General features: G+C 40.0%; 16 protein-coding genes. 5 read left to right on the forward strand and 11 right to left on the reverse strand.

What is annotated here, in order from left to right; all coding sequences use genetic code 11:
* Positions 1-10: 10 nt before the first annotated feature.
* A complete protein-coding gene (locus tag Q0M21_RS05400; RefSeq protein ID WP_295335413.1) occupies positions 11-361 on the reverse strand; it encodes a hypothetical protein in 351 nt (116 codons plus the stop codon).
* A 218-nt stretch (positions 362-579) separates the two neighbouring features.
* On the opposite strand from Q0M21_RS05400, the gene Q0M21_RS05405 reads away from it, so the two are divergent.
* Positions 580-912 (forward strand): single-stranded DNA-binding protein, encoded by a 333-nt coding sequence (locus Q0M21_RS05405; RefSeq protein ID WP_295335415.1) that lies wholly within the window; start codon positions 580-582, stop codon positions 910-912.
* Positions 913-1,082: 170 nt separating this feature from the next.
* Here Q0M21_RS05405 and Q0M21_RS05410 read toward each other — a convergent pair whose 3' ends face one another.
* Genes Q0M21_RS05410 through metG form a run of 5 tightly spaced genes read right to left on the reverse strand, consistent with a single transcriptional unit; the run spans position 1,083 to position 5,240 of the window.
* Positions 1,083-1,283, reverse strand: a complete 201-nt coding sequence (locus tag Q0M21_RS05410) for a hypothetical protein (protein ID WP_295335417.1) — start codon at positions 1,281-1,283, stop codon at positions 1,083-1,085.
* Positions 1,284-1,302: 19 nt separating this feature from the next.
* Positions 1,303-1,824 (reverse strand): ferritin, encoded by a 522-nt coding sequence (locus tag Q0M21_RS05415; protein ID WP_290874606.1) that lies wholly within the window; start codon positions 1,822-1,824, stop codon positions 1,303-1,305.
* Positions 1,825-1,853: 29 nt separating this feature from the next.
* A complete protein-coding gene (locus tag Q0M21_RS05420; RefSeq protein WP_295335418.1) occupies positions 1,854-2,477 on the reverse strand; it encodes a chloramphenicol acetyltransferase in 624 nt (207 codons plus the stop codon).
* A 1-nt stretch (position 2,478) separates the two neighbouring features.
* Positions 2,479-3,168 carry an HAD family hydrolase gene (locus Q0M21_RS05425; protein ID WP_295335420.1) on the reverse strand — a complete coding sequence of 230 codons (690 nt, stop codon included), beginning with the start codon at positions 3,166-3,168 and terminating at the stop codon, positions 2,479-2,481.
* A 14-nt stretch (positions 3,169-3,182) separates the two neighbouring features.
* A complete protein-coding gene (metG, locus tag Q0M21_RS05430; protein WP_295335601.1) occupies positions 3,183-5,240 on the reverse strand; it encodes a methionine--tRNA ligase in 2,058 nt (685 codons plus the stop codon).
* 166 nt (positions 5,241-5,406) lie between these two features.
* Here metG and Q0M21_RS05435 point away from each other — a divergent pair, with 166 nt between their 5' ends.
* From Q0M21_RS05435 to Q0M21_RS05445, 3 genes are all read left to right on the forward strand, one after another.
* Positions 5,407-6,303: an LD-carboxypeptidase gene (locus Q0M21_RS05435; protein WP_295335422.1), complete on the forward strand. Its 897-nt coding sequence runs from the start codon at positions 5,407-5,409 to the stop codon at positions 6,301-6,303.
* A gap of 92 nt (positions 6,304-6,395) precedes the next feature.
* Positions 6,396-6,755, forward strand: a complete 360-nt coding sequence (locus Q0M21_RS05440; RefSeq protein ID WP_295335424.1) for a YraN family protein — start codon at positions 6,396-6,398, stop codon at positions 6,753-6,755.
* Between the two features lie 75 nt (positions 6,756-6,830).
* Entirely contained in the window at positions 6,831-9,005 is a 2,175-nt protein-coding gene (locus tag Q0M21_RS05445) for a M12 family metallo-peptidase (RefSeq protein ID WP_295335426.1), read from the forward strand.
* An 87-nt stretch (positions 9,006-9,092) separates the two neighbouring features.
* Here Q0M21_RS05445 and mfd read toward each other — a convergent pair whose 3' ends face one another.
* Together mfd and Q0M21_RS05455 are read right to left on the reverse strand one after the other, a co-directional pair.
* Entirely contained in the window at positions 9,093-12,455 is a 3,363-nt protein-coding gene (mfd, locus tag Q0M21_RS05450) for a transcription-repair coupling factor (RefSeq protein WP_295335427.1), read from the reverse strand.
* Positions 12,456-12,458: 3 nt separating this feature from the next.
* Positions 12,459-13,079 (reverse strand): hypothetical protein, encoded by a 621-nt coding sequence (locus tag Q0M21_RS05455; RefSeq protein ID WP_295335429.1) that lies wholly within the window; start codon positions 13,077-13,079, stop codon positions 12,459-12,461.
* Positions 13,080-13,248: 169 nt separating this feature from the next.
* On the opposite strand from Q0M21_RS05455, the gene Q0M21_RS05460 reads away from it, so the two are divergent.
* Positions 13,249-14,187, forward strand: coding sequence for an L-threonine 3-dehydrogenase (locus tag Q0M21_RS05460; protein WP_295335431.1), 939 nt, complete (start codon positions 13,249-13,251; stop codon positions 14,185-14,187).
* Between the two features lie 57 nt (positions 14,188-14,244).
* Here Q0M21_RS05460 and Q0M21_RS05465 read toward each other — a convergent pair whose 3' ends face one another.
* The 3 genes from Q0M21_RS05465 to Q0M21_RS05475 form a co-directional block, all read right to left on the reverse strand.
* Positions 14,245-14,826 carry a hypothetical protein gene (locus tag Q0M21_RS05465; RefSeq protein ID WP_295335432.1) on the reverse strand — a complete coding sequence of 194 codons (582 nt, stop codon included), beginning with the start codon at positions 14,824-14,826 and terminating at the stop codon, positions 14,245-14,247.
* An 18-nt stretch (positions 14,827-14,844) separates the two neighbouring features.
* Entirely contained in the window at positions 14,845-15,273 is a 429-nt protein-coding gene (locus Q0M21_RS05470; RefSeq protein WP_295335434.1) for a hypothetical protein, read from the reverse strand.
* Between the two features lie 345 nt (positions 15,274-15,618).
* The gene (locus Q0M21_RS05475) at positions 15,619-16,140 is read right to left on the reverse strand and encodes a nuclear transport factor 2 family protein (protein WP_295335436.1); all 522 of its coding nucleotides are present in this window, start codon (positions 16,138-16,140) and stop codon (positions 15,619-15,621) included.
* Positions 16,141-16,209 lie beyond the last annotated feature (69 nt).

A 16,209-nucleotide genomic window follows, 5' to 3' on the forward strand; every position in this document is an offset into this window, starting at 1 on the left:
GGTAAATGTACTAAATATCTTTTTTGACCAACACATAAAAATCATTCTCAACCGCCATATAGCCTTGGTCATATATAAAATAATAAGTATTCCCGCTTTTAGTAGTTCGGATGTTGGTCAAATACTCAAAGTCAAAACCTTTGTTGAGGAGTTTCAAACGAGAGGTTTTTGACTTCCCTTCGGTGTTCAATTCTGCCAATATGCGATAATTCCTCCGAAGTTTGTTATTTGTGTTACGCATGTAATTGTTGCAGTCTTTGTTCATTTTGTTGTTGAAAGCATTTCTACAGCCGTCGCCACAAAACTTTTTATCTTCTCTGCCAATAATTCTTTCGCCACATTCTAAACAATATTTCTCCATAACCTTTCGTATTTATTATAAGTAGATAAAATCCTATAAAACACAAACGAATGTACGAAAAATATTTCTATTTACAAACGATTACAATTATTTACAGTCGAAAGTAAATGGTAAGAAACCGACTATTTTTTTCTTCCTGTCACAACTTTGCCTAGTCGGAATTCAAATCCGGACAATTCAAATCAGCGAATAACAATAACATTTAAATTTTAAAAGCCATGAATGCCATGAGAAACAAAGTACAATTAATCGGTCACGTAGGACAAGACCCGGAAGTAAAAGACCTCGAAGGAGGAAAAAAAGTAGCTAATCTTACTCTGGCTACTAATGATTACTACACCAATGATAAGGGTGAAAAAGTGGAAAACACCGAGTGGCACAAAGTATCTGCTTGGGGAAAAACTGCTGAAATTATTGAGAAGTATGTAGTCAAAGGTAAAGAAATAGCTGTTGAGGGAAAACTCACCCACAGAAGCTACGAAGACAAAGACGGAACGAAGCGCTACGTGACCGAAGTAGTTGCGAATGACATTTTGTTGTTAGGTAAATAAAGTGTCTTCTTTTGACTTCCTCATTTTAAATTGAATGAGGAAGTTCAAAAGACTTGGTTTTATAGTTTAACTGTTCTGATTCCCATAAAGTAGAATAGACTACCATAATTATTGGTGCAACGCTACGTCAAAAAGTTTGTAACTGAAGAATGTAGTTAAAAAAAAGCCTTCTAATCTTGAAGGCTTTCTATTTTATTGAGCTTTTTAAAAATATCAAACATTGGACATTTTTTGCAGCGTTTGGCTTCCGACTTTTTGTATTTCTCACAACATTCGGCCTTGCAATCGTCTGAAATCAAAAGTGATTTCAGCAGTAGCTTTTTTTGCTTTTTGTCTTTGTCTTTGACTTTATTTTTTTCTTTTTTACTCACTTTTTTGTGTATAAATCAATTAAGGCTTGGCGTCCAAAGCAACAGAACTAGTTACGGCCAATTGTTGAATGTCGCGGTCAAATAAATACAATCCGCCACGGTCTTCCCCAATCAAATTGATTTTATCTAAAATGGTTTTGGCTTGCGCTTCTTCTTCAATTTGTTCTGCTACGTACCATTGTAAAAAGTTATGTGTAGCATAATCTTTTTCACCTAAAGTGATGTGTACCAATTCATTAATAGAATTAGACACAAACAATTCATGTTGGTACAATTCCTCAAACATTTCTTTAAAAGTTCCGAATTCAGTTTTAGGCGCTTTCAATTCGGTTATTTTGGCATGCGAACCTCTTTCGTTCACATACTTTACCAATTTTAACATGTGCTGACGCTCTTCATCAGACTGGTTGAACATGAACTGTGCAACACCTTCCAAACCTTGAGCCTCAGCCCAACAAGCCATAGAAAGGTAAATTTGTGACGATTCCGCTTCTATGCGAATTTGATTGTTTAATGCTGTTTCAATGTTAGTTTTTAACATAATTTTTTCTTTTGGGTAAAGTTAGAAAATTATTTGTTCATCAATTCTTGTAATAACGTTAAAAATTGCCCTACATGATAACCATCAGCCAATCCGTGGTGGACATGTACAGCAATCGCCATACTTTTTTTGCCGTTTTCTTCAGTCATTTTTCCATAGGAGATTTTCGGACAACTGTCGGGCCAAGTAAAACTTCGGGCGTGCGAATAAGAGGTGAAATCTATCCAAGGCACAGCTGAAAAGTGAATCAAATTGATTTCGAAATTGCGGGTGATTAATCCGGGAGTGACTTGAATTCGAGCAATTTCTTTTCGCGTAATCTCCGCAAAAGTGGCCAAATTTTCATCAAATTCTACCAAAGAAAAGCCAAAAGTATTGTCGTCTCTTAATATGGTTGCCGAGGCATCGATTCGGTCAAAAACAAAGACTTCATCATCAATTATGCGATACCGAAAATTTTCCACGGCATTTACAGCCAACAAGGTTTTGTGCAAATAATACGTAAAAAAAGAAACGCCTAATTCCTTAGCTTTCGCATAAGCTTTGGTACAATCTACGCGGGTTGTAACGCCAAAAAACGGTTCTTCCATTTGCTTGAAAAAAGCAAAGTGTTCTTTGCGATTCCAAGCGTTCAAGTCTAATTTATGTTTCACTTTAGGATAATAAAAGAGGTAAAACTTCGGTGATTTTTTCCAAAGCTTTAAAGTTTGGATGTTCTACTTTGTGATTGATTTTTTCGTGTTCCCAAGTCGTATGAAATGGAATGTGAACCGCATGTCCGCCAATATTCAACACCGGTAACACATCAGATTTTAAGGAGTTGCCAATCATAAAAAACTCTTCAGCTTTGATGTCCAAACGCTTCAATAAGTCTTCATAATCCTTCTCTTTTTTGTCTGACATCACTTCGATATGGTGAAAATAATGGCCTAAACCGGAATTGTGTAGTTTTCTTCTTTGGTCCAATAAATCACCTTTGGTGGCTACAACCAATTTGTACTTACCGTTCAACGCTTGCAAAGTCTCCTCCACACCGTCAAGTAATTCAATTGGTTTTTGTAGCAATTCTTTGCCGTATTCGGTAATTTTTTCCACAACCTCAATCGATATGGTTTTGTTGGAAATACGCATCGCAGCTTCTATCATAGACAAGATATAACCTTTGATGCCATAACCATACAATTCTAAATTGGCAATTTCGGTTTTAAATAATTCCTGCGATAAGCCTTGATGTGATAAATAATCACTCATCAAGGCACAGAACTTTTCTTCGGTTTCCTGAAAATAAGGTTCGTTGACAAACAAAGTGTCATCGGCATCGAAAGCGATTACTTTAAGATTCATATCCGTTTATTTTTCTAACTAATCAAAGCACCGTTCCCAACACCATCCGCATCCGGATTCACAAAAACCAATTGACCTTCTTTGTTGTTGGTCATTAAAATCATTCCTTGGCTTTCCACGCCACGTAAGGCTCTTGGCGCCAAATTCACCAATACCGTTACGCGTTTTCCAATCACTTCTTCCGGAGAAAAATGTTCGGCTATACCCGAAACGATAGTGCGAACGTCTATACCGGTATCCACTTTTAAAACCAATAATTTATTGGCTTTCGGCATTTTTTCGGCTTCTAAAATGGTACCGACACGCAAGTCTAATTTTGAAAAATCTTCAAAAGTTGTTGTAGGTTTTTGAGGTTCTACCACTTGGTTTTCCATAATATTGGCTTTTTTAGTGGCTTCGAGTTTGTCTATTTGTTTCTGAATTTCCGCGTCTTCAATTTGGGCAAATAAAATTTCGGCTTGACCAATTTGGTGACCGGCTTTCGTCAGGTTCCATTGGTCGAATGCCAAATTCCAGTGGTTCAATTGGATGTTCAGCATCTTACATAGTTTTTGCGAAGTAAACGGCAAAAACGGTTCGGATAAAATGGCTAAGGCCGAAGCGATTTGCAAAGCCACATACATTTGGGTTTGCACGCGCTCCGGATTGGTTTTTACCATTTTCCAAGGTTCTTCATCGGCCAAGTATTTGTTGCCTAAACGGGCTACATTCATCAATTCGACTTGCGCTTCTCTGAATCGGTAACGCTCTAAAGAACTGGCAATCACTGCCGGATACGCTTTGAGTTCGGCTAAAGTTTGTTCATCAACTTCAGTTAGTTCATTCGGAGCCGGCACTATGCCATTGTAATATTTGTTGGTTAAAACGACTACACGGTTGATAAAATTACCGAAAACAGCCGCCAATTCGTTGTTGTTTCTGGCTTGGAAATCTTTCCAAGTGAAGTCGTTGTCCTTAGTTTCCGGTGCATTGGCCGTTAACGCATAGCGCAATACGTCTTGCTTTTCCGGGAAGTCGATTAAATATTCGTGCAACCAAACTGCCCAGTTTTTGGAAGTCGACAGTTTGTTGCCTTCTAAATTAAGGAATTCGTTCGCAGGCACATTATCGGGTAAAATGAAACTACCTTCGGCTTTCAGCATGGCCGGGAAAATGATGCAGTGAAATACGATGTTGTCTTTCCCGATGAAGTGCACCAATTTAGTATCTTCTTTTTTCCAATAATCTTCCCAATTTTTACCCTCACGAGCGGCCCATTCTTTGGTGGCCGAAATGTATCCGATAGGCGCATCAAACCACACATAGAGTTTTTTGCCTTCAGCACCTTCTACCGGTACGTCGATGCCCCAATCCAAATCGCGGGTCACGGCACGAGGTTTTAAACCATCGTCTAACCATGATTTCACTTGTCCCAATACATTGGTTTTCCAATCTTTCGCATGGTCTTCTAAGATCCATTTTTGCAAAAAGTCTTGGTAGCGGTCTAACGGTAAAAACCAGTGTTTGGTTTCCTTGATAATTGGCGTTTCTCCGGTGATAGTAGATTTCGGATTGATTAAATCAGTAGCGTTTAAAGTAGAGCCGCAACGTTCGCATTGGTCGCCGTAAGCTTCCGGATTTTCACATTTCGGACAAGTTCCGGTGACGAAACGATCAGCCAAAAACTGCTCGGCTTTGGCATCGTATAATTGCTCAGTAACTTCTTCGATAAAGTCGCCGTTGTCGTATAATTTTTTAAAAAAAGCAGAGGCCGTTTCGTGGTGAATTGCAGCGGAAGTTCTGGAATAGTTGTCGAAAGAAATTCCGAAGTCTTCGAACGATTTTTTGATAATACCGTTGTATTTGTCGATGACTTCTTGCGGTGTAATGCCTTCTTTTTTGGCTTTCATGGAAATGGCTACACCGTGTTCATCGCTACCGCAAATAAAGGCTACATCTTTACCTTGCAATCGTAAATAACGCGCATAAATATCGGACGGAATGTAAACGCCTGCCAAATGTCCGATGTGAATCGGACCATTGGTATACGGCAATGCCGCCGTAATAGTATATCTTCTTGGATTTTCTAACATATTCAGATAAATAGACTGCAAAAATAACTTTTTAGCCACGAAATCCCGAATTAATTTTGGGATTTGTTTACTTTTGGGATAGCCAATTTACAATCATTTTCGATTCATGCGAATCCTTTTAATTTTTGTTTCACTAATTACTTTTTCTTCTTATTCCCAAAACAAGATGATTACACCACCTTATCTCCAAAAGGGCGACACCATTGCTATCGTTTCTACCGCACGAAAAAATATCGACGACAACTTAAAACCTACTATCGACATGCTGGAAGGTTGGGGCTTGAAGGTTAAAATAGGCAACACTATCGGGTTGGATTATTTCCAATTGGCCGGAACCGATGACCAACGTGCAGCCGATTTTCAGGAGCAGATGGACAACCCGAACGTCAAAGCCATTTGGTGTGTTCGAGGCGGTTACGGTACGGTGAAAATCATCGATAAATTGGATTTTACGCAATTCAAGAAAAACCCTAAATGGATTATCGGTTTTAGCGATGTAACAGTTTTACATAGTCATTTGAACCGTATGGGCATCGAATCTTTGCATGCCATTATGCCCGTGAGTGTGGCTCGAGCAACCGATGAGGCCAAAAACTCGCTTTGTACCGCACTATTTGGCGAGAAATTGCAATACACTTTAGACTGCGATGCGCTCAATCATACCGGAAAGGCCAAAGGCGAATTGGTAGGCGGGAATTTGTCGATTTTATACAGCTTGTTAGGCTCCGAATCGGCGATTGATTGCCACGATAAAATCCTGTTTATAGAAGATTTAGACGAATATTTATACCATGTAGATCGCATGATGATGAACCTCAAACGCAACGGTTGTTTGAGCAGTTTGAAAGGCATTATCGTGGGTGGCATGACCGAAATGAAAGACAACGAAATCCCATGGGGCAGAAATGCTTTGGAGATTATTGAAGATACCGTGAAAGGGCTAAATATTCCTATTATTTACAATTTTCCGGCCGGTCATATCCGAGACAATCGCGCTCTGATATTCGGGCGACAAATTACGATGGAAGTCACGCCTGAAACGAGTAAGGTAGTATTTGAATAACCTCAAACTTGTCGTTCCGAGGGACGAGGAATCTCATAATCTGAATCAAGTGATGTGACTCCTCCTTCGTCGGAATGACAAAAAAGAAAAAAATGGCAGAACACAACGAACTCGGTAAGTTAGGCGAAGAATTGGCCGTGGATTTTCTGCAGCAAAACGGCTATACCATTTTAGAAACCAATTGGACTTTCCAAAAAGCCGAAATTGATATTATTGCGCAAATCGGTAACACTTTAGCCGTGGTGGAAGTTAAAACGCGTTCTTCCATAGAGTTTGGTTTGCCACAGGATTTTGTCAAACCCAAGAAAATCCGGTTGTTGGTTAAAGCCGTAAATGAATACGTAACGAGTAACGATTTAGATGTTGCCATTCGCTTCGATATTATCGCTATTTACAAAGAAGAAAATAGTTATAAAATCGACCATATTCAGGATGCTTTTTATCATTTTTGATAAGAATTTCTGAAAAAAAGCGTTAAAAATAGATTTTACACTGAATTTCAATAACTTTACTTCAAAAATATTGCTATGAAAAGAATCCTACTATTCTCATTGCTACTGCAATGTGCTTTGCTCCCGGCACAAAACAGAATTGCAAAACAAGTATCCGAGTTGCAGACCCGGAATACTAATTTCAAAGATTTTTCTGTGCTGCAAACCAAATCCAATCAGTTTGATGCTCAGGTAAACGGCGTGGTTAATGACGCTACTTTAGCTACAGTTGACGTGTCTAAAGTAAATGAAATTGCTCTAAACCAATACGAAGCGATAAAGCTTCAAATTCCTTACCAAGGACAGAATATCGAAGTCTTACTTTTTAAGGTTACCCTTTTTACCGAAGATTTTAGTTTGGATACCGATAAAGGGAAAAATGTGCCTTACCAAAAAGGAGCTTACTATCGCGGTATTGTAAACGGCGATGTGAATTCGGTATCTTCTTTTAATTTCTTCAACGGAGAGTTCAACGGCATCATTTCCGGAGCGCAATGGGGAAATTTGGTGATTGGAAAATTGGACAGACCCAACAACCAATCGGATTACATAGTGTATTCGGATGCTAAGATGAAAGTAGCTAACGATTGGGATTGTTTCACCAAAGAAGAAGGCTATGAAAGAGACCAATCTGCTTTTGCTGCCAGAGAAGTAAATACTTTGAAATGTGTAACGTTTTATTTTGAAGTTGATTATACGTTGTTTACCCAAAACGGTAGCGATGTTATTGCCACAACCAATTGGATGACCTCTGTTTACAATAATGTACAAACGCTATTCACCAATGACGGCATTACCACAGCTTTGAAGTCTATTTTTGTTTGGACTTCCCTTGATCCATATAGTGATATGCCATCAGATGCAACTTCCGGAGATTATCTTTGGAGTTTCTCTCAAAACAGACCGGTGTTCAATGGGGATGTTGGTATGTTAGTGAGTATTGATCCCGGAGGATTAGGCGGAGTAGCTTACTTAAATTCTATCTGCGGACAGTCCAATTATGCCTATTCTGATGTGAACTTGAATTTTGCTTCAGTACCAACTTTTTCCTGGACAGTACAAGTTATTACTCACGAATTCGGACATTCATTAGGTTCGCCGCATACGCATGGTTGTGTTTGGAACGGTAACAATACCGCAATTGATGGTTGCGGACCACAAGCAGGTTATGTAGAAGGCAATTGTCCACAAGGACCTATTCCATCCGCTACGGAGAAAGGAACTATTATGAGTTATTGTCATCTGGTATCCGGAGTAGGCATCAGTTTTGCCAACGGATTTGGACTACAACCGGCCGCATTAATCAGCAATACGGTGAATTCTAAAAGTTGCTTGAGTAGCGACTGTATTGCTACTTGTATCAATACCGTTGTTGAAATTCAGATTACTAATATCACTCAAACATCGGCAGTTATTACTTGGAATGACTTGGATACCAGCAGAACAACTTGGCAAATTTCGGTTACCGGTTACGGATTGGCTTCTTCTTGGCAAACGGTATCGAGTAATTCTTATACGGTGAATAATTTGCTGCCAAACCGATACTATGAAGTTCGATTAAGACCAATTTGTACAGGTATTACACCAACCATAGAAAGAAAAGTTTTTGCTACCAACGGTGATTTTTGTGGTGGGATGGTATTTACGGATACCGGCGGTACAACAGGAAACCACAGCAATATGGAATCGTTCACCAGAACCATGATTCCTAATCAACCGAACCAAAAATTAATGGCTTCGTTTACAAGCTTTGAATTGGAATTTGATTATGATTATTTGTACATCTATGACGGACCGGACACCACTTATCCTGAGTTTTTAGCCGGCGGTTACACCGGAACCAATTCGCCGGGGAATATTGTCTCAACAGCAGCAGACGGATCTTTAACTTTCCGATTCTATTCGGATCAATACGTAACGGCTCCGGGTTGGATTGCTACGATTTCTTGTGTCCAATCGTTAGGTGTGGCAGGAAATGATTTTATAGATTACAGTTATTATCCTAATCCTACCAATGGCAGCGTGTCTATCAAATCGAAAGATGCCATACAAGAAGTTGCGGTGTATAATGTTCAAGGGCAATTGTTGTTGCAACAAAAAGGCAATGAGTTGACTGCGGAAGTCGATTTGTCTATTTTCTCTAAAGGCACTTATTTTTTCAAGTTGAAGATTAACGATAGAGAAACCAATTTCAAGATTTTGAAGATGTAGGTTGAGAGTTAACCCTATAAGGTCATTTAAAAAAGAAGGCGTTTCATAATAGGAACGCCTTTTTATTTGTTGTAGTAATGCAATGAATTATTGAGCCATCAATTGCATAAACTCCAGTGCTCGGGATATGGATTTCACATTGTCAAATGTCAGCAACAATCGCAAACCGTTTTTGGTTTCTTTCTCTTTCATTTTACACAGGTTTCCGTGCTGTTGTACAAATCGCAATACCTTTGAAAATTGTTTCGAATTGTAATAATCCGATTGTTGGTCGGAGACAAAATAGCCAATCAACTTGCCTTGTTTCATCACAATTTTTTCAATACCCATATGCGTGGCAATCCATTTGATGCGAATGCTGTTCAACAAAGCCTTAGCTTCTTTTGGTAATGGGCCAAATCGGTCGATGAGCTTAGTTTCAAAAACCTGCAGTTCTTCCTCGGTTTTAAGGTTGCCCAATTCGTTGTACAAGTTCAAGCGTTCGGTAATATTATTGATGTATTCATCCGGGAATAGCAACTCGAAATCGGTGTCGATTTGCAACTCTTTGACATATTCTTTGGTGTCGATATCACTCTCGGATTCGTACAATTCTTTGAATTCGTTTTCTTTTAATTCTTCAATGGCTTCGTTCATGATTTTCTGATAGGTTTCGAAACCAATTTCATTGATAAAACCACTTTGTTCGCCACCCAATAAATCGCCGGCACCACGAATCTCTAAATCTTTCATCGCAATGTTAAAGCCGCTACCCAATTCGCTAAATTGCTCCAAGGCCTGAATCCTTTTTCTGGCATCTTCTGTCATCGCTGAGTATGGCGGACAAATAAAATAACAAAATGCTTTTTTATTGCTTCGCCCAACGCGACCACGCATCTGATGCAAATCGGATAACCCGAAGTTATTGGCGTTGTTGATGAAAATTGTATTGGCATTCGGTACATCCAATCCGCTTTCAATTATAGTGGTAGCTACTAAAACATCGAACTCGCCGTTCATAAAGCCCAGCATCAGTTCTTCTAATTTGCTGCCTTCCATTTGACCGTGACCAATGCCTACGCGCGCATCGGGAACGAGTCGCTGAATCATACCGGCAATTTCTTTGATATTTTCGATTCGGTTATTAATGAAAAAGACTTGACCGTTTCTTTGAATTTCATAAGAAATGGCGTCGCGAATCAGCTCTTCGTTAAAACCAACCACTTGCGATTCGATAGGATAACGATTTGGCGGTGGTGTAGTGATTACCGATAAATCGCGCGCCGCCATCAACGAAAACTGTAAAGTTCTCGGGATAGGTGTAGCCGTTAAGGTTAAGGTGTCTACGTTGGCGGCTATGGTTTTGAGTTTGTCTTTTACGTTCACGCCAAACTTTTGCTCTTCATCAACAATGAGCAATCCCAAATCTTTGAATTTAACGTTTTTATTTACCAATTGGTGCGTTCCGATGATAATATCCAATTTACCCGAAGCCAAATCTTCCAAGGTTTGCGCTTTTTGTTTGGCGGTTCGGAAACGGTTGAGGTAACCAATTTTGACCGGCATGTCTTTCAAACGCTCGCTAAAAGTGCGGTAATGTTGGTAGGCTAAAATGGTAGTTGGCACCAAAACGGCGACTTGCTTACTGTTGTCCACCGCTTTAAAAGCAGCACGAATGGCGACTTCCGTTTTCCCGAAACCTACGTCGCCACAAACCAAGCGGTCCATCGGACGGTCTTTTTCCATATCGGCTTTGACGTCTTGGGTGGCCGTAATTTGGTCGGGCGTATCTTCGTAAATAAAGGAACTTTCTAATTCTTTTTGCAGATAACTGTCGGGCGCAAAGGCAAATCCTTTTTCCAAGCGGCGTTTGGCGTACAACTGAATCAAGTTGAACGCAATGTGTTTGACTCTTGCCTTGGTTTTTTGCTTTAAGGCTTTCCAAGCGTTGGAGCCGAGTTTGTAAATCTTGGGCGGCGTGCCGTCTTTCCCGTTGTATTTCGAAATTTTATGGAGCGAGTGGATGCTAACGTAAACAATATCGTTGTCGGCATACACGAGTTTGATGGCTTCTTGAGTTTTGCCTTCGACCTGAATTTTTTGCAAACCGCCAAACTTCCCGATACCGTGATCGATATGCGTCACATAATCGCCTACGGACAACGAATTCAGTTCTTTTAAGGTGATGGTTTGCTTTTTGGAATAGCCGTTTTTGATGCTGAACTTGTGGTAGCGTTCAAAAATTTGATGATCGGTATAGCAAGCCACTTGGTTTTCTTCGTCGATGAATCCTTGGTATAACGAAGCCACTACGGTATGGTATTGCTTGCGGATGTCTTCGTGATTTTCTTCGTCTATTGATTCAAAAATATCGTGGAAACGGTTGGCCTGTGCTTCATTGGCACAGTACAAATAATTGGTATAACCGTGAAAATGGTTGTCGCTTAAATTGTTGAGCAACAAATCGAATTGTTTGTTGAACGACGGTTGCGGCTGGATGTGAAACTCGAACGTTTTGGTGGTTTTGAACAGTGGCTTGTTCGATAATTCGATTAGGGAAAAATCCAATGCTTTGCGCAAAAAACCTTCTTGGTTTAAAAACAACTGTTCCGGCGAAGCGTGTTTGACGTCTTTAGAAAGTTTCTCGAAAGTCTCGATGGCTTTCCCGAAAAGTTTGTCGAGTTGCGCCGTTAAGAACTCCGTGTTTTCGATGCATAACACGGTTTTATCGCTGATGTATTCCAGGAAACTTTCGCGATTTTCTTTGATGAATTTATTTTCTAAATTCGGAATGATGGTAATCTTGTTTTGCTTTTCTACCGAGAGTTGGCTTTCCACATCGAAGGTTCGGATGCTGTCGACTTCATTCCCAAAAAACTCAATGCGATACGGATTGTCATTTGAAAACGAAAACACGTCTAAAATTCCGCCTCGTACTGAAAACTCGCCCGGTTCAGTGATAAAATCCACGCGCTTGAATTCGTATTCAAACAATACTTCGTTGATGAAATCGATGGAAACATTATCGCCTACCGCTACTTTTAAAGTGTTTTTGTCGAGTTCTTTTCGCGTCACCACTTTTTCAAAAAGTGCTTCGGGATAGGTAACAATGACGGCCGGTTTTTTACGCGAATTGATGCGGTTAAGCACTTCGGAACGCAGTAAAACATTCGCGTTGTCGGTTTCTTCAATTTGGTACGGTCGCCGATACGAACTTGGATAGAACAACACATCGTTGGCGCCAATCATTTGTTCTAAATCGTTCAAATAATATGCGGCTTCTTCCTTTTCGTTAAAGATGAGCAAATACGGCTTTTCACTGTTTTTGAAAAGCGCGTTAAACACAAAAGAAAAGGATGAACCTAAAAGGCCTTTGAGGTGTATTTTGGCTAAAGGTTGTTCTAAACTTTCCGCAATTTGCTTGACTTTCGGCGAATGCAGGTAACGGTTGTATAAAGCGTTTTGACTCAAAACTTAGGGTAAAGATTTTACTTTAGGTGAACTGGGAATGGCTCTGGTGGTGTCGAGCATTTGCAACATGTCGCTTTCGCCATCTTCCATTTTAATCTGACTTTTACGGGTAATTTCTTCCAGTTGAAATTGCAAGGCATTCACTTCGGTGTTGATACTCGGAATCAATTCCACAATTTTTTTATCCGGAATTTGTTGCAGGTTGATGTACAAGTTAACCGCATTGATTTTGGTGGTAATGGCGGCAATTCGGCTTTTTATTTCCGGAGTATTGTAAGCCATCGGGATATTGTTGTTAAGCTCTAAAGCTCTTTTGGATAAGGCTTTGGCTTTTTGTTTGAAAGCGCCGATACTGCTTTTAGGCTTTTGCCCTAATTCGGTTAAAAACATACGCCATTCCGCCCAATTGCTGGTTAACGAACCGGCTGTTTGGGTAACGGTTTGCGCATTAAAACGCCATCCCTGATTGATGTTGTTGAAAATGGCTTCTTGTTTTTTGGCTTCTTTTTCTTGTTCTAAGAGTCGGATTTTAGGATCTTCTTGACAAGACACAAGCGTCAGCGAACCGGCGAAGCAAACCAAAAGCAGAGAGCGCATCACAAAACGCAACAAATTGATTTTCATTGACCTTACTTTTTTACATCACAAAGGTACAAATGTAAAAGGAAACATGGTAAAGATGTAGTTAAAGCAAAGGTAATTTTTAAGACTTTTCCATTTACGAAAACGTTATCTTTGTTGCAATACTCTTGTGGTCTTTTCCGACGACGAGTTTTTGCTTAAAACACACAACATGAATACAAAAATTTTAATCATTGGTGCCTGTGGTCAGATTGGGACCGAACTTACCAAAAAACTCAGAAGCATTTACGGCGTTGATAATGTAGTGGCTTCCGACATCAGAAAGCTGAATATTGACATTGTTAACGAAGGCATTTTTGAAGTAGTTAATGCTTTAGATTACAATCAGATTGAGCATTTAATTGAGCAATACCAAATTACCGATGTGTATTTGATGGCCGCCTTACTTTCGGCTACGGCGGAAAAGAATCCGGCCTTTGCTTGGGATTTGAACATGAATTCGCTTTTCCACGTGTTGAATTTAGCCAAAGCGGGTAAAATCAAAAAGATATTCTGGCCTTCCAGTATAGCGGTTTTTGGGCCAACAACTCCTAGAATCAATACACCGCAATACACCATTATGGAACCAACTACTGTTTACGGCATCAGCAAGCAAACCGGTGAGCGTTGGTGTGAATATTACCATAATATTTACGGCGTTGACGTGCGCAGTATTCGTTATCCGGGCTTGATCAGTTGGTCGACAGAACCCGGTGGCGGCACGACCGATTATGCCGTGGATATCTACCACAAAGCCTTGAAAGACGGTAAATATGAATGTTTCCTTTCAGAGGACACAGCCTTGCCGATGATGTATATGGATGATGCCATACGCGCCACGGTAGAAATCATGCAAGCGCCGGCTGAAAGTATCAAAATTCGTTCGTCTTACAACTTGGCGGGTGTGAGTTTTACGCCGAAAGAGATAGCCGCTGAAATTAAAAACCATATTCCCGACTTTGCCATTTCATATAAACCCGATTTCCGTCAGAAGATTGCCGACAGTTGGCCGGCTTCTATAGACGACAGTTGTGCGCAACAGGACTGGCAATGGAAGCACCAATACAATTTGGCTTCGATGACGGTAGAAATGCTGGAAAACTTAAAATAGAAAAACGCTACTCTTTAGGGTAGCGTTTTTCGTTGCATGGAGTGGTATTTGAGGGTTTTACTGAACAATAGGATCGCGTAACGATTCTAATACCGCTACGATATCTGAGTACAATTCGGTATTAGCCGCTACACCGTTTTGCTGGGCTGCCGCGCCAACATAACCTACGAATTTAGTATAGTCGGCATTAGTTGACGTTGTGCCCATTCTTGGGTTTAACGCCGGATTGTGTGCCGTTACCATATCCAAACCGGTATAGGTATTTACCGGATTTGTTCCGCCGGTATTGAACGAGAAGAAATCGGTTAAGTTGTCTACCAAAATGGCCAAGTTAGTGGTGTTTCCTGCACCTACTTCGCCTAAAATCGGGGCAAAATGGGCACCCAAATTCCCTGAAGCATTGGCTTGCACATCGGCTACAATTAAACCTACCGTAGTATTCACTACTTTGCGGTAACTTAAGCGGCCTTGTTCAATCATTTGTCCCGGATTATCGGGATCGGCCACCATAGTGGTACCGCCTAGTCGTTCGTAAATGGATGCCTCGGGAGCAGGTGAATCATCATCACTGCTGCATCCTGTAAAAGAAATGGCTCCGAGCGCTAAGGCCAATAAGGCCCAATTTGAAAACTTTTTCATAACATTATATTTAGAGGATTAATTAAAGATTCCTTGAATGAATTTGCTGAATTTATATTTGTAACTGTCTTTTTTCATGACAGGACAAACTTGCTTTTGGGCCAAGTTGGCAGGCAGCAAAAAGCGTTCGGCTTTATAGTTGCCTTTAGTCATAAGCTCGTCGTAGATTTTTTTTGAATCGGCGATGTTGTTATCGTGGAAATACACCACTACGTTTCGCTTCACGATGATCTCGCTTTTCACACCCTTGATTTCGTGTAGCTTCTTTTGAATATCGATACTACTAATTGAATCAAAGGGCTTGTCAAAGTCGATGCGACTAATTTGAATATTGGCATTTTCCACCGGTTTCATACTGGCAATGTGGTACACTAAAATACCGAAGAGCAGCACGGCGATTCCTAACACGCTCAGCATTATTTTTTTTACGGTTCGGTTGATTCTCATGTCGATTTGTTTTTGCGGTTTCTTGCATTTACGAGAACCAATAGGATTTGGTTTTTAAATGGCTGAAAAATCGAAAAGCGCTATCTGAATTCAGACAGCGCTTTTCTTTAAACAAAAACAAAACTAACCTAATGCTATGAGACTGTAATGTAAGATTTGGATAGTGTTAAACGGGAGCAAAAAGGGCTAAGTAATAAGCTGACAGTACTAGTAATACCAATATTAAAATTGTGATGGCTACAAATAGTACTGTTATTTTTTTATGTTTATCCATAGGTATAAGGTTTTGTTTCTTGTTCTCAATTACGAGAAAAGAACTGCTATGGATTTCGGCAAAGACAGAATTTATATTTTCTTTTCTTTTAAGGTAATGATAAGTTCGTCTTCAATTGGAGATTTGATTTCGACTACTTTGTCAACATTGTCATTCGGTACGGTCATAGAAAGCACATAGTGTTTGATTTTCCATTGGCCGTTACGAAAAACCAAAACGCCCGAACCGCGACAAATTTTCATCTGTGTATCTAATAACTCGTCAAACCAAACGGTTTTTTGGTCTTCACTAACGTAAATATTGCGGTCTAAAGCTTTAAAATGCCAAGCTTTACCACGGTCGAAATACGGTTTGGCGAAAGCCTGAAAAGCGGTTTTGTTCCAATTTTCCGTGGCATCGGTTCCGATAAAAATACCATCATCGGCGATTGCCTCAAAATAGTTTTGAAAGTTCGCTTCGGCGGCGGCTTTGTGCCAATTGTCTAATATGACTTCGATTTTTTTCTTGACATTAGCAGGTGTTTCGGTTTTTGAAGTTTGCCCGAAGGTAACAAGACTAACGAATATCATAAGTCCTAAACAGTATCTTTTCATGGTTTTACAATTTGGATTCGACAAGTAAATATAAGTGTTCCATTAGTTACTAGCGATTAGTTTTTGTAT

Origin of the sequence: Flavobacterium sp. (assembly GCF_024710485.1) — a bacterium.
In the GTDB taxonomy this organism is placed as follows: domain Bacteria; phylum Bacteroidota; class Bacteroidia; order Flavobacteriales; family Flavobacteriaceae; genus Flavobacterium.